The sequence below is a fragment of the Streptomyces sp. TE5632 genome (assembly GCF_054061295.1).
Genome location: NZ_JBSSEA010000003.1, coordinates 1237208 through 1252035, shown reverse-complemented (window position 1 = coordinate 1252035; position 14828 = coordinate 1237208). Strand labels below are relative to the sequence as shown.

Below are 14828 nucleotides of genomic sequence, written 5' to 3'. Positions count from 1 at the left end.
TGACTTTCTCCTCCGACCAGGGAGTCGTCCGATGTCCTTCCGTGGCCGCTCACCGAGCCGCCGTATACCCAGATCGGCAGTCGTCGCCACAGTGCTCGGGCTCTCGCTCGCACTGTCCGCGTCGTCGGTCCAAGCGGTGGTTCCCGACGACAGCACCCGAGGCCGCACCAGCCGCCCCGGCGTCCAGGAGGACGGCGACCCCGCCAAGGGCTTCGCCGCGAAGACCAGAGCCCGTCCGTCCGACCCGGCGCGCGAGGCCGCGGTCAAGGGGCTCGACAGGGCGGTGTGGCCACGGCAGGGCGGCGCCGAGGTGAGCACGGGGGCCACCGCCGAAGTGGGTGGCCTGCCGGTGAAGGTCCTTGAGGCCAAGGACAAGGCCAAGACCGAGAAAGGCCGGGCCGCCCGGACCCCGGACAGGGTACGCGTCGACGTCCTCCGGCCCGAACGCGCTGCGAAGCTCGGCGCCGGTGTGCTCCTCGGCGTCGAGCGAGCCGACGGTGGCGACTCGTCCGCCACGGTTCGTCTGACCGTCGACTACTCCGAGTTCGCCGAAGGCTTCGGCGGTTCGTACGCCTCCCGTCTGCGTCTGGTGCAGCTCCCCGCCTGTGCGGCCGTCGCCACTCCCGGCAGCAAGGACTGCCCGCAGCAGCCCAAGGTGCTGCCGACGGTCAATGACGTGAAGGCCGGCACGGTCTCCGCCGATGTGACCGCCGCCCCGGCCCCCGCCGAGGGCACCTCCACCATGGCGGCCGACGCGACCTCGCTGGTCGCCGTCGCCGCGGGCCCGTCCGGTGCCCAGGGCACGTACAAGGCCACGGCACTGTCCCCATCGGCCAGTTGGACCGTCGCGACCTCCTCCGGTGCGTTCAGCTGGGACTACCCGCTGCGCACGGTACCGACCCCCGGCGGACTCACGCCCACCGTGGGCCTCGGCTACTCCTCCCAGTCGGCCGACGGCCGTACGGCGGCCACCAACAACCAGGGCTCGTGGGTGGGCGAGGGCTTCTCCTACGACCCGGGATACATCGAGCGTCGCTACAAGCCCTGCTCCGAGGACGGCCACAGCAGCTCCGGTGAGCAGTGCTGGGCGTTCGACAACGCCACCATCATGCTCAACGGCATGTCCGGCGAGCTGGTCAAGGACGACACCACCGGCAAGTGGCACATGTCGTCCGACGACGGCACCAAGGTCGAGAAGCTGACCGGCGCCACCAACGGCGACAACGACGGCGAGCACTGGCGCATCACCACCCCCGAGGGCACCGAGTACTACTTCGGGCAGAACCGCCTGCCGGGCTGGGCCTCCGGGAACGAGGAGACCTCCTCCGTCTGGACGGCCCCCGTCTTCGGCGACGACTCCGGCGAGCCCTGCTACCACGCCACCTTCACCAGCGCCCACTGCCAGCAGGCCTGGCGCTGGAGCCTGGACTACGTCAAGGACACCCACGGCAACGTGATGTCCTACTACTACGGGCGTGAGACCAACCACTACGCCCTCAACGGCAAGACGGACGTCAACGGCACCGCGTACCACCGCGGCGGCTACCTCAAGCGGATCGACTACGGCCAGACCGACGGCAACGTCTACGCGGCCAAGGCCCCGGCCCGCGTCGTCTTCAACCCGGCCGAGCGCTGCCTGCCCACCTCCGACTTCGACTGCGCGGAGAGCAAGCGCACCAAGGCCAACGCCTCCCACTGGCCGGACGTCCCGGTCGACCAGGAGTGCAAGGCCGACACCAAGTGCACCTCGCCCGTGCAGACCTTCTTCACCACCAAGCGGCTGGCGTCGGTCGTCACGCAGATGCGCAAGGACGCCACGACCTACCAGGACGTGGACGCCTGGTCCTTCACCCACCTCTTCACCGACAACGGCGACGACTCCAAGACCCTGTGGCTGTCGAAGATCGACCACGAGGGCCGGGCCGGCACCACAGCCAAACTCCCCTCCGTCGAACTGTTCGGTGAGCAGCTCGCCAACCGTGTCGACGCGATCGGCGACAACATCGCGCCCTTCCACCGCTACCGGCTCTCCGCCGTGCTCAGCGAGACGGGCGCCCAGCTCGACGTCAACTACGCGCCCACCGACTGCAGCAAGGCGTCGCTGCCCAAGCCCGGCGAGTCGGCCAAGCGCTGCTACCCGGTGAAGTGGGCACCGCCGGGCTTCATCGACCCGATCACCGACTGGTTCCACAAGTACGTCGTCTCCGCGGTCATCGAGACCGACCGGACCGGCGGCAGCGACCAGATGGTCACCCGCTACGCCTACCAGGGCGACGCGGCCTGGCGTAAGGCGAAGCCGGACGGCATCACCGACGACAAGTACCTCACCTGGGGCGGCTGGCAGGGCTACGGCAAGGTCACCGTCACCAGCGGCACCTCGGACAAGCAGGACACCCGGATCGACTACGCCCACATGCAGGGCATGGACGGGGACAAGGACCCGTCGGGCGGCACCCGGTCGGTGACGGTGAAGGACTCCACGGGAGCCACGTACACCGACGCGGAGGAGTTCACCGGCCACCAGCTGGAGGCGGCCACCTACGACGGCGGCAAGCTGATCTCCAAGACGATCAGCACCCCCTGGAAGCACTACACCGCCACCCAGACCAAGAGCTGGGGCACCACCCGAGCGGCGATCGTGCGCCCCCAGACCGGCCGCGGCTTCAACCTGAAGTCCGACGGAACCTGGCGCGAGACGAAGTCCACGACCACGTACGAGACCGGCAACCGCACCGGCCGCGTCACGGAGGTCGACGACCAGGGCGACGTCTCCACCACCAAGGACGACACCTGCACCCGCACCACGTACGCGGACAACACCGCGAAGAACATCCTCTCGCTGCCCGCGCGCAGCGAGGCGGTCACCGTCCGGTGCTCGGCCACCCCCGACCGGAAGACCCAGGTCCTGGCCGACGAGCGCACCTCCTACGACAACGGAGCCTTCGGCGCGGCGCCCACCAAGGGTGACGCGACCCGGACCGAGCGGATGACCGCGCACAACGGCACCACGCCGACGTACCAGGTCACCGGCACCACGACCTACGACTCGTTCGGCCGTCCGACCCTGCAGAAGGACGCCAAGCAGAACCCGACGAAGAGCGAGTACACCCAGACCAACGGTCTGCTGACGAAGACGGTCGTCACCAACGCCCTCGGGCACGCCACCACCACGGACTACGCCCCGGCCTGGGGCATGTCGGCCGGCCAGACCGATCCCAACGGCAAGCGCACCGACCTCGCCTACGACGCGCTGGGCCGCCTGACCTCCGTATGGCTGGCGGACCGGGAGACGAAGCAGACGCCCAGCATCAAGTACTCGTACAACGTCCGCAAGGACAAGGTCACCTCGATCAAGACCGAGAAGATCGAGAACGACGGCTCGTACGGCGCCGAGTACCAGCTCTACGACAGCCTGCTCAGACCACGCCAGATCCAGACCGAGGGTCCGGGCGGCACCCGCATGGTCGCCGACACGTTCTACGACGGCAACGGGAACATCAGGAAGACCAACTCGACGTACAACGCGGCCGGCGCCGCCTCCGACGAGCTGCTGCCCGTCCGCAACGGCGAGGTCGGGGCGCAGAGCCTTCTGGAGTACGACGGACTGGGCCGGACCACCGCCGAGATCTTCGCGGTCGGCGGCGCCGAGCAGTGGCGCACCAGGACGACGTACGACGGTGAGCTGACCCATGTGGACCCGCCGACCGGCGGCGTACCCACCACGACGGTCACCGACGGACAGGGCAACACCGCCGAGATCCGCCACTACCGGGGCTCCGCACCCGGCGCGGGTGTGCCGTACGACTCGACGAAGTACACGTACACCACGGCCGGCAAGCTGGAGACGGTCACCGACGCCAAGGGCAACGTGTGGCGGTACGAGTACGACCAGCTGGGCCGCAAGACCAAGTCGGTCGACCCCGACTCGGGCACCTCGCGCACGGAGTACGACGACCTGGACCGGCCGGTCGCCGCCTACGACGGCCGGGACAAGAAGACCTCCACCGTCTACGACGCGCTCAGCCGCGTGGTCACCACCTGGCAGGGCAACCCGAACACCGGCACCAAGCAGAGCGAGACCAGGTACGACAAGGCGGGCTGGCTGGGCCAGGCCTACGGCTTCCTCAGCTACGTCTCGCCGACGGAGTACTTCGGGACCGCCGTGCAGTCGATGGACGAGTTCTACCGTCCGCTGCAGACGGCGTACCAGGTGCCGGCCTCCCAGGGCTCCCTCGCCGACACCTACGTTTTCACCACCTCCTACAACCGCGACGGAACGGTCCGGGGCACCGGCCTGCCCGCCATCGACGACCTGCCGGCGGAGGCGCTGACCTACACGTACGACGCGCTGCAGCGTCCGAAGTCGATGACCGGCACCACCTCGTACGTCACCGACACGGTGTACTCCAAGGACAGCCACCTCAAGCAGCTGGAGCTGTACGCCGGCAGCGGCAAGAAGGTCTGGCAGACCTTCGACCACGAGACCGGCACCGACCGGCTGACCCGCTCGGTGGTCGACGTCTACGGAGCCACCGCCCCGGCCAAGGAGTCGAACTACTCCTACGACCAGGCAGGCAACGTCCTGTCCATCGCGGACACGGCGAACTCCGCGTCGCCGGACATGCAGTGCTTCGCCTACGACAGCCGCCAGCGCCTGGCGGCTGCCTGGACCCCGGCGGCCACCGCCGCCAATGCCGCGGGCACCGGCACCCGTGGTTCGGTCGCCCCGGTGGACGGCACGGGACCCCAGGCGTGCGAAGCGGCACCCGGAGCGAGTGCGCTGGGCGGCCCGGCCCCGTACTGGAAGTCGTACGAGACCGACGCCATCGGCAACCGTGTCTCGGAGACGATCCACGACACCGGGCTCGACGCGGCGAAGAACATCACCCGCGGCTACGAGTACGGGGGCGCGGGCGCCCAGGGTGACGGGCCGCACCAGGTCACCAAGGTGGTGGAGAAGACCCCGACCGGGGACCGGCAGTCGACGTACGAGTACGACGACGCGGGCAACACCACCAAGCGCACCATCGGCGGCGACGCGCAGTCCCTGGCCTGGACCGACACCGGGAAGCTGCGCGAGGTCACCGAGGCGAACGGCTCGAAGACCAGCTACCTGTACGACGGCTCCGGCAGCCGGATCCTGCGCAAGGACTCCTCCGGGACGACCGTCTACCTGCCCGGCACCGAGCTGAAACTGTCGGCCGACGGCACCAAGAAGGAGGCCACGCGCTACTACGAGTACGCCGGCCAGACGGTCGCCGTGCGTACGGGCGGCAAGCTGTCCTTCGTCGCCTCGGACCACCACGGCACGGGTGAGCTGGCGATCGACTCCGCGACGGGCGCGATCTCCCAGCGGCGCTTCGACCCCTACGGCGTCCAGCGCGGCGAGAAGACCGGCACCTGGCCGGGCGAGAAGGGCTTCGTCGGCGGCACGATCGACGCACAGACGGGGCTCACGCACCTGGGAGCCCGAGAGTACGATCCCCAACTCGGCAAGTTCATCTCGGTCGACCCGGTCATCGACTACACCAGGCCGCACCAGATCAACGGCTACGCCTACGCCGACAACTCCCCCGTCACCCTCTCCGACCCCTCCGGCTTGGAGCCCTGCGCCACCAAACGCACCGCCAAGGGCATCTGCGGCGGGAAAAGCTACCACGACAAGGGCGAGGTCGCCGAGGCCCAGGCGGAGAAGGACGGAGCAGCCCAAAACGTCGTGGCGGCGAAGGCGCAGCAGACGCAGGCCAAGCAGCGCATCAAGACGGCGGGCAAGGCCCTCGTCAAGATCGTCCGCGACATCCTCGGCGTCGACGCGGCCCTGGACTGCATCTCCAGCGGAGACGTCGGAGCCTGCGGCGAGACCCTTCTCAACATCGCGGGCAGCTTCGCGGGAGGCCTGGCGGGCAAGATCCTCGCGAAGTACGGGACGCCGTGGAACTGGGCGAAGGGTGCGAAGCTCGCGAAGCGGGTGACCGGCCTGCTCGGGGACCTGATCGGAGGTGTGAAAGACCTCTACAAGGCCAACAAGTCTCTGGCCAAGGCCATGGACAAACTGGCGGACGCCCGGAAGAAGGTGGAGGCCGCCCTCAAGAAGGGTGGGGGTGACGACGGTTGCCTGAAGGGCAAGAAGCACAGCTTCCTGCCTGGCACCAAGGTGCTGCTGGCCAATGGCAAGAAAAAGCCCATCGAGCAGATCAAGCTCGGTGACAAGATCACGGTTACCGACCCGAAGGCCGGTAAGACCGTCGTACGCCAGGTTGTCGGCACGATCGTCACAGAAGACGACAAGCACTTCGTCGACCTCACGTTTAAGGGGAAGTCGGGCAAGCAGGAAAAGCTGGCTTCCACGACGACCCACCCCTTCTGGGTCGACTCGGAGGAGACGTGGATCGAGGCTGGCGACCTGAAGCCCGGCATGCGTCTGCACACTGCAGACGGCGACTCGATCGAGCTGACGTCCATCCGCCCCTTCGACAAGCGCCAGCGCACGCACGACCTGACGGTCGAGGATGTCCATACGTACTATGTGCTGGCGGGCACCGCGCCGGTTCTGGTTCACAATTGCGATGGAACGGCGACTATTCGCTGGGATCAGGACATGGAACATGCCACCATCCGCGTGGAAAAAGATGGTGTTTCACTGGAAACCGAGCAGGTGATTCCCGACTGGGACGGCACCGGTAATCCCAATGGCCTCCCCACGACCGGAGCGCGCGCCGGGTCTCTTGGTCCGAACGTGATTGAACGGACCTTTGAAGTTCCCAATGTGGGGGCTGCAATGAGGGCGCAGCAGAAGACCATCGGGGCCGACCTGGGTGCTTACGATGGGATTCACAATAGTTGTGTAACCTATTGTGTTGCCATCCTCAGGGAAGGCGGGGTGGACATTCCAGAAGGTGCGCGTGGAATGGTCGCTCTTCGGAGAACCCTGAATTAGGGAGATTGAGTTGGATCGGCGCGACAGACATCACGATGCCACGCTTGCTGAAATTCTGCTGAGTGAGAAAGTTGGAGTCGCTCATATTCGGCATGTCGGTGACCTCATTTCGGCTCGGGCGCAATTGAGCATGGGAATTCAGGGGGCTGTCGGCCTCTCGTTCGACCAGCGCGCCGACATAGTCGAAGCGGTTATTGAGTTGGAGGATTCCTATCGCCTCGCATGGGAATCCGTCGCCAATGAGTCGCGGTTTGAGCAGAGGGTTCCGAAATTGGAGACACTGGAGCGCGCATTGCTGGACGCCGTGACGGGAGTCCGTGATATCGCCCGCAGGAACGGCATCGAGATCGACTGCTGCTGATGCGCGCGACTTGGGCCTGAGGGGTTCGGTCATTCAATATGACCGAACCCCTCTCGGCTGCCCAGCGAAAATAATGGGTGAATTTGCAGACAATAGTCTCGCTCGATGGCGTTTCGTTGTTTTCGGTGATTATGAGGTAAATGGCGAAGCGTCTCCGGCGACGTTCCACCCCTTTCCGCGATGAGACCCAGGTAGCCTTCATCGAGGCCCAGCGCCTCCGCACGGCGACATCCTCCAGGCCCCCGGTTTCGCTGCCTGAAACCATGCCTGCTGCGCTGGGTGGCATCGGCAAACTTTAAGCCCCGTCAGGTGCGTCCGGCGAGGCTTCTGTGTGGGGTGACGGTAGTAGTTGACGGCAACGTCGGCGGACGACCGCTGATGCGGGTGGGTCTCCGGGGTCGTCGTCGGTCGGGTCGAGGGGATTCCGTGCCGTGAACCGTCGTCCCGTCATGGCGGACACGGTCTGAGACGCGTGCGCGGCCTTCGCCGGCGGGCGGCCGGGTGTGCCGTGTCGGCTTCGTCAGCCCCGTAGTCCCCGCCGGCCCCGTAGCCCCTGACGGCCTTGGCGCGCACGGCTGGCGGGGGCGCGGTCCTCGCTCGGTCGGCACCTGCGACCGCCGGGATGCGCCGGGCTGAGTCGGGCCGGGCATCCGGCGAGCGGTCACGAAGGTGACGCGATGGCCGCTCCGGGATCAGGCCGTGCAGTCCGGGCAGGTTCCGCGGTAGGTCAGTTCGACGTCGGAGAGCGTGTATCCGAAGCGTTCCGACTCCGGGAGGTCCGAGAGGGGGTCGCCCGCCGGGTGCACGTCGCGGAGGGCGCCGCAGCGGTCGCAGAGCAGGTGGTGATGGGGCCGGTGCGCGTTCGGGTCGTAGCGCGTGGCGCGGTGGTCGGTCGAGACCTCGACGAGCTCGCCCAGCGTCACCAGTTCGCCCAGGGTGTTGTAGACCGTCGCCCGGGAGATCTCGGGCAGCAGCCCCACCGCGCGCGCGTGCACCTCGTCGGCGGTCAGATGGATGTGGTCCCCGCCGAGAACCTCGGCCACAACGCGCCGCTGCGCGGTCAGGCGCCAGCCGCGTTCCCGAAGCCTCTTCAAGAGATCACTCATGTACGTCACCCTAACCAGCGATTGATCCCATCTCAAGAACAGATATGGTTCTGAATGTCGCCTTGACTTAGACCATGTCTAACATAGGGTGGGTCCTGATGCGGGCTGCGGAGCGGCTCGCGCGGACGCTCGGACGGCCAGGACCGCCAGGCCTTGCCCCCCCCGAAGAACCACACACCGAGGAGCGAGCTTTGACCGAGAACAACCAGAAGCCGTTGACCACGGCTGCCGGCGCGCCGGTCGCCGACAACCAGAACTCCCTGACGGCCGGTCCGCGCGGTCCGATGCTCCTGCAGGACGTGTGGTTCCTGGAGAAGCTCGCGCACTTCGACCGCGAGGTCATCCCGGAGCGCCGGATGCACGCCAAGGGCTCGGGCGCGTTCGGCACCTTCACGGTGACCCACGACATCACGCAGTACACGAGCGCGAACATCTTCTCCGAGGTCGGCAAGAAGACCGAGATGTTCGCCCGGTTCTCCACCGTCGCCGGTGAGCGCGGCGCGGCCGACGCCGAGCGCGACATCCGCGGCTTCGCCCTGAAGTTCTACACGGACGAGGGCAACTGGGACCTGGTCGGGAACAACACCCCGGTCTTCTTCTTCCGCGACCCGCTGAGGTTCCCGGACCTCAACCGCGCGGTGAAGCGCGACCCGCGCACCAACCTCCGCGACGCGGAGAACAACTGGGACTTCTGGACCAACCTCCCCGAGGCCCTGCACCAGATCACGATCGTGATGTCCGACCGGGGCATCCCCGCCTCGTACCGGCACATGCACGGCTTCGGCTCGCACACCTACAGCCTGATCAACGCCGAGGGCGAGCGGTTCTGGGTCAAGTTCCACCACCGCACCCAGCAGGGCATCAAGAACCTCACCGACGCCGAGGCCGAGGCCCTGGTCGGCAAGGACCGCGAGTCCCACCAGCGCGACCTCTACGAGGCGATCGAGAACGGCGACTTCCCGAAGTGGAAGCTGTTCATCCAGGTCATGCCGGAGGCCGACGCGGAGAACTACCGCTTCCACCCCTTCGACCTCACCAAGGTCTGGTCGAAGAAGGACTACCCGCTGATCGAGGTCGGCGAGTGGGAGCTCAACCGCAACCCCGCGAACTACTTCGCGGACGTCGAGCAGGCCGCCTTCACCCCGGCGAACGTGGTTCCGGGCATCAGCTACTCGCCCGACAGGATGCTGCAGGGCCGTCTCTTCTCCTACGGTGACGCCCAGCGCTACCGCCTCGGTGTGAACCACCACCAGATCCCGGTCAACGCCGCGAAGAACCCGGTGAACACCTACCACCGCGACGGTGCCATGCGGGTCGACGGCAACCAGGGCTCCACCCCGGGCATCGAGCCCAACTCCTACGGCCGCTGGGCCGACCAGCCGGCCTACCGCGAGCCGAGCCTGGCCGTGGGTGCCGTCGCCGACCGGTTCAACTTCCGTGAGGACGACGACAACTACTTCGAGCAGCCCGGGAACCTGTTCCGCCTGATGAGCCCCGAGCAGCAGAAGGTTCTCTTCGAGAACACGGCGCGCGCCATCAACGGTGCCTCGGAGCAGACCGTCGAGCGGCACATCGCCAACTGCACCCAGGCCGACCCGGCCTACGGCGAAGGCGTCCGCAAGGCGATCGAGGCCCTGGCCGCCGGCAACCTCTGAGCCTCGCCGTTCGAGGGAACCGCGGTACACGCCGCACCGCGCCCGGGCGCGGGCCACTCGGTGGCCCGCGCCCGGGCGTGCGCCGTCGCCGCCCGGTGCCCTCACGGACATGACCAGCACAACCGCGTGATCAGGAGGGATTCACATGAGCAGGGGCGGTCTGACTCCCGAGCAGACGGAACGCGTCGTGGCCATCGCCATGGACCTGGCCCGGGAGGGCGGCACCGAGGAGCTGGCGGGGTTCGTGGAGCACGGGCTGCCGGTCGACGTGACCGACGCGGCCGGCAACACCCTGCTGATGCTCGCCGCCTATCACGGACACGCCGACACCGTGCGGGCTCTGCTCCGGCTCGGCGCCGACCCCGACCTGCGCAACGCCCGGGACCAGGCGCCCATCGCCGGCGCCCTGTTCAAGGGCGCGGACGAGGTGGTCGAGGTGCTGCGGGAGGCCGGTGCGGATCTGGACTCCGGCACACCGACCGCGCGGGTCGCGGCGACCATGTTCGGGCGCGCCCACCTGCTCACGAGCTGATCCGCCGGGCGGGGCCGCCCCCGTCCGGCACGGTGTTCACCGATCGTTCGAGCCCGGTTTGACCGGTCGGGGAACGTCCCCGTACCCTGGACCGTCGGCGTGTCCATCGGGACGCCACATCCCCGTAAACCTCTTCCTCCCGGGCGCGGGTCGGCTCGAGAGAGGTTGCCCGTGTGTCTGTCGGGCGGCTGGCCTGCGGGGTGCCGTTCATCGAGTGAGAGAGAGATCCGCGTGTACGCCATCGTGCGCAGCGGTGGTCGCCAGCACAAGGTTGCTGTCGGCGACATCGTTGAGGTTGACAAGATTTCCACCGCCAAGGTCGGCGACACGGTCGAGCTCTCGACCCTGCTCCTCGTCGACGGCGAGGCCGTGACCAGCGACCCGTGGGTGCTGGCCGGTGTCAAGGTCCAGGCCGAGGTCGTGGACCACCACAAGGGCCAGAAGATCGACATTCTGCGCTACAAGAACAAGACCGGCTACCGCCGTCGTCAGGGCCACCGCCAGCAGTACACGGCGATCAAGGTCACTGAGATCCCCACGGCTGCGAAGTAAGGGACTGAGGAGAGATGGCACACAAGAAGGGCGCATCGTCCACCCGGAACGGTCGCGACTCCAATGCCCAGCGGCTCGGCGTGAAGCGCTTCGGCGGTCAGGTCGTCAACGCGGGTGAGATCCTCGTCCGCCAGCGCGGAACCCACTTCCACCCCGGCGCCGGCGTCGGCCGTGGCGGCGACGACACGCTGTTCGCCCTGGAGGCCGGTTCGGTGCAGTTCGGCACCAGCCGCGGCCGCAAGGTCGTGAACATCGTTCCGGTCGCCTGATCGGAAGCTTTCGCGAGGCGGACCTCACTTCCCTGGCGGGAAGGCGGGTCCGCCTTTCGCGTGTTGACCCAGGAAACACGTACACACGTACACCGCACTGTCTCAGGAGGCACCCCCATGACCACCTTCGTGGACCGCGTCGAGCTGCATGTCGCCGCGGGTAACGGAGGCCACGGCTGTGCCTCCGTCCACCGTGAGAAGTTCAAGCCGCTGGGCGGACCGGACGGCGGGAACGGCGGGCGGGGCGGCGATGTCATCCTGACCGTCGACCAGTCCGTGACCACGCTCCTCGAGTACCACCACTCCCCGCACCGCAAGGCCACCAACGGCAAGCCCGGCGAGGGCGGCCACCGCAGCGGCAAGGACGGCCAGGACCTGGTCCTGCCGGTGCCGGACGGGACCGTCGTCCTCGACAAGGCGGGCAACGTGCTCGCCGACCTGGTCGGGAACGGGACCTCGTACGTCGCCGCCCAGGGCGGCCGGGGCGGGCTCGGGAACGCCGCCCTCGCCTCCGCGCGGCGCAAGGCGCCCGGGTTCGCGCTGCTCGGTGTGCCGGGGGACCTGCAGGACATCGTCCTGGAGCTGAAGACCGTCGCCGACGTGGCGCTGGTCGGCTATCCGAGCGCGGGGAAGTCCTCGCTGATCTCCGTGCTCTCCGCCGCCAAGCCCAAGATCGCCGACTATCCGTTCACCACCCTCGTGCCCAACCTGGGCGTCGTCACCGCCGGGTCGACCGTCTACACCGTCGCCGACGTGCCGGGGCTGATCCCGGGCGCCAGCCAGGGCAAGGGCCTGGGGCTCGAGTTCCTGCGGCACGTGGAGCGGTGCAGCGTGCTCGTGCACGTGCTGGACACCGCGACGCTGGAGTCGGACCGCGACCCCCTCTCCGACCTCGACATCATCGAGGAGGAACTGCGGCAGTACGGCGGCCTCGACGACCGTCCCCGCATCGTCGTCCTCAACAAGACCGACGTACCGGACGGCAAGGACCTCGCCGAGATGGTCCGGCCCGACCTGGAGGCGCGCGGGTACCGCGTCTTCGAGGTGTCCGCCGTCGCCCATCTCGGGCTGCGGGAACTGTCGTTCGCGCTCGCCGAGTCGGTGGCCCAGGCGCGGGCCGCCAGGCCGCAGGAGGAGGCGACCCGCATCGTCATCCGGCCCAAGGCCGTGGACGACTCCGGGTTCACCGTCACCCGCGAGGACGACGGGCTGTTCCGGGTGCGCGGCGAGAAGCCCGAACGCTGGGTCCGCCAGACCGACTTCAACAACGACGAGGCCGTCGGCTACCTCGCCGACCGGCTCAACCGGGTCGGGGTGGAGGCCGCGTTGGTGAAGGCCGGCGCCCGGTCCGGCGACGGTGTCGCCATCGGCCCCGAGGACAACGCGGTCGTCTTCGACTGGGAGCCGACGGTGACCGCCGGTGCGGAGATGCTCGGCCGGCGCGGCGAGGACCACCGCTTCGAGGCGCCCCGTCCGGCTGTCCAGCGACGCCGCGAGCGGCAGGCCGAACGGGACGAGTCCGAGCGGGAGTACGACGACTTCAAGCCGTTCTAGGCCGGCCCCGGGCCGGACGGGCCCCAGGGCCCGTCGTGTGGAGCGTGCCGGGTTCGCGGCACGCTCCTTACGGCTTACGGCTTACGGCAACCGGACCGGGCGGCCGGTGCCGCGGCCCCGTCGTCCGCCGCTCACCTTCAGGACCCGTCCGGGCAGCGCGATGTTCCCGTGCCGGGGCGGGTTTCCCGTTGTCTTTCTTTTTGTCATGTACGCGCACCGCCGTGTTCAGTGCCCCGACCTCCCGGACGGCGAGCTTCCCCGTGTCCAAGACGCTTGCGAGGCAGGGGAGTTCACCGATGTCCGGAACAGTTTCGCCCGACCGCCGACGCGTTCTGACCACCGGCGCCGCAGTGCTCGGCGCCGCGGCCTCCGCCCAGTTGTGGCTGCCGGCCACCGCTCGGGCCGCGGAGCGGAAACCGTTGCCCGACGGGGTGTTCAGCCTCGGTGTCGCCTCCGGTGACCCTCTGTCCGACGGGATCGTGCTGTGGACCCGGCTCGCTCCCGACCCCCTGAACGGCGGGGGCATGCCGGACCTCCCGGTGCCCGTCGAGTGGCAGCTCGCCCAGGACGCCCGCTTCAAGAAGGTCGTCCGCCGGGGCACCGCCTGGGCCAGGCCCGCCCACGGGCACAGCGTCCACGTCGACGTGCGCGGCCTGCGCCCCGACACCCGGTACTGGTACCGCTTCCGCGTCGAGGGGCAGCTCTCGCGCACCGGCCGCACCCGTACCGCGCCCCCGGCGCACAGCGCGGGCGGCAGGCTGCGGGTCGCGCTCGCCTCCTGCCAGAACTGGCAGCACGGCTACTTCACGCCGTACGCCGACATGCTGGAACAGGACCCGGACGTCGTCGTGTTCGTCGGCGACTACATCTACGAGTCCACCCCGTCGGCGACCGGCGTGCGCCGCCACGAGGGTTCCGGGGAGCCGTACAGCCTGACCCAGTACCGCAACCGGTACGCCCAGTACCGCTCCGACCCGGACCTCGCGGCCATGCACGCGAACGCGCCCTTCGTGGTCACCTTCGACGACCACGAGATCGACAACGACTTCGCCGGCGAGATCCCGCAGGACCCCGACAAGCAGTCGCACGACGCGTTCACGGCCCGGCTGACGGCGGGCTACCAGGCGTACTACGAGCACATGCCGGTACGCGCGAGCGCCGTCCCGGACGGTCCGCACATCCGGATGTACCGCCGGCTGGAGTTCGGCCGGCTGGCCCGGCTCAACGTGCTGGACACCCGGCAGTACCGCAGCGACCAGGCGACCAGCCAGGAAGGCGCCCAGGACCCCGCGCTGACCATGCTCGGCGCCGCCCAGAAGCGGTGGCTGGTCGACGGGCTGCGCCACTCGCCCGCCCGCTGGAACCTGATCGCCTCCCAGATCATGATGGCCGAGACGGACCTCCAGGCCGGTCCCGGCAAGCTCTGGTTCTACGACGCCTGGGACGGTTACCAGGCCGAACGAAACGCGCTGCTGCAGGAGTTCCGGCGGGTGAGCAACCCCGTCGTGCTCACCGGCGACCGCCACCTCACGATGATCAGCGACCTCAAGGCGGACTTCGCCGACCCGGAGTCCGCCGTCGTGGGCGCCGAGTTCGTCGGCACCTCCGTCTCCAGCAACGGCGACCAGGACCAGGCCGCCTTCCGCGAGCAGTGGGACCCGCGGCGCGCGGACAACCCGCACTGGAAGCTGCTCGACGCCCACCGCGGCTACCACCTGTTCGACGTGCGCCGTGAGGGCATCGACGCACGGGTGCGGGTGGTGGACACCGTGGTGCGGCCGCGGGCCACACCGCGCACACTGGCCCGGCTGCGGGTGGAGGCGGGCCGCCCCGGCGTCCACCTGGTGTGACCACCGGCCGTC

9 protein-coding genes are annotated in these 14828 nt (G+C 68.7%); 8 read left to right on the top strand and 1 reads right to left on the bottom strand.

The features are described 5' to 3' along the window. The first annotated feature begins 31 nt into the window (after positions 1-31). Complete coding sequence (locus ACVW19_RS10890) at positions 32-6937, top strand: polymorphic toxin-type HINT domain-containing protein (RefSeq protein WP_457458769.1); 6906 nt, start codon at positions 32-34, stop codon at positions 6935-6937. Between the two features lie 10 nt (positions 6938-6947). After that, positions 6948-7298 (top strand): hypothetical protein, encoded by a 351-nt coding sequence (locus tag ACVW19_RS10885; RefSeq protein WP_457458768.1) that lies wholly within the window; start codon positions 6948-6950, stop codon positions 7296-7298. Between the two features lie 692 nt (positions 7299-7990). Here the strand turns inward: ACVW19_RS10885 and ACVW19_RS10880 are convergent. Beyond that, positions 7991-8404 carry a Fur family transcriptional regulator gene (locus ACVW19_RS10880; RefSeq protein WP_457458766.1) on the bottom strand — a complete coding sequence of 138 codons (414 nt, stop codon included), beginning with the start codon at positions 8402-8404 and terminating at the stop codon, positions 7991-7993. A gap of 191 nt (positions 8405-8595) precedes the next feature. On the opposite strand from ACVW19_RS10880, the gene ACVW19_RS10875 reads away from it, so the two are divergent. From ACVW19_RS10875 to ACVW19_RS10850, 6 genes are all read left to right on the top strand, one after another. Beyond that, positions 8596-10059, top strand: a complete 1464-nt coding sequence (locus ACVW19_RS10875) for a catalase (RefSeq protein WP_457458764.1) — start codon at positions 8596-8598, stop codon at positions 10057-10059. A 145-nt stretch (positions 10060-10204) separates the two neighbouring features. After that, positions 10205-10591, top strand: a complete 387-nt coding sequence (locus ACVW19_RS10870) for an ankyrin repeat domain-containing protein (protein WP_457458762.1) — start codon at positions 10205-10207, stop codon at positions 10589-10591. A 231-nt stretch (positions 10592-10822) separates the two neighbouring features. After that, positions 10823-11143 (top strand): 50S ribosomal protein L21, encoded by a 321-nt coding sequence (gene rplU / locus ACVW19_RS10865; RefSeq protein ID WP_109379079.1) that lies wholly within the window; start codon positions 10823-10825, stop codon positions 11141-11143. A 14-nt stretch (positions 11144-11157) separates the two neighbouring features. Beyond that, positions 11158-11412: a 50S ribosomal protein L27 gene (gene rpmA / locus ACVW19_RS10860; RefSeq protein ID WP_057615924.1), complete on the top strand. Its 255-nt coding sequence runs from the start codon at positions 11158-11160 to the stop codon at positions 11410-11412. A gap of 117 nt (positions 11413-11529) precedes the next feature. Then, positions 11530-12966, top strand: a complete 1437-nt coding sequence (obgE, locus tag ACVW19_RS10855; protein WP_457458760.1) for a GTPase ObgE — start codon at positions 11530-11532, stop codon at positions 12964-12966. Positions 12967-13262: 296 nt separating this feature from the next. After that, positions 13263-14816 (top strand): alkaline phosphatase D family protein, encoded by a 1554-nt coding sequence (locus ACVW19_RS10850; RefSeq protein WP_457458758.1) that lies wholly within the window; start codon positions 13263-13265, stop codon positions 14814-14816. Positions 14817-14828: the final 12 nt, after the last annotated feature.

Excerpts from the sequence above, each read along its gene's own strand:
- ACVW19_RS10870 (WP_457458762.1), top strand. The coding sequence starts at position 10,205 with ATGAGCAGGGGCGGTCTGACTCCCGAGCAGACGGAACGCGTCGTGGCC.
- rpmA (WP_057615924.1), top strand. The coding sequence starts at position 11,158 with ATGGCACACAAGAAGGGCGCATCGTCCACCCGGAACGGTCGCGACTCC.
- ACVW19_RS10890 (WP_457458769.1), top strand. The coding sequence starts at position 32 with ATGTCCTTCCGTGGCCGCTCACCGAGCCGCCGTATACCCAGATCGGCA.
- ACVW19_RS10850 (WP_457458758.1), top strand. The coding sequence starts at position 13,263 with ATGTCCGGAACAGTTTCGCCCGACCGCCGACGCGTTCTGACCACCGGC.
- ACVW19_RS10880 (WP_457458766.1), bottom strand. The coding sequence starts at position 8,404 with ATGAGTGATCTCTTGAAGAGGCTTCGGGAACGCGGCTGGCGCCTGACC.
- obgE (WP_457458760.1), top strand. The coding sequence starts at position 11,530 with ATGACCACCTTCGTGGACCGCGTCGAGCTGCATGTCGCCGCGGGTAAC.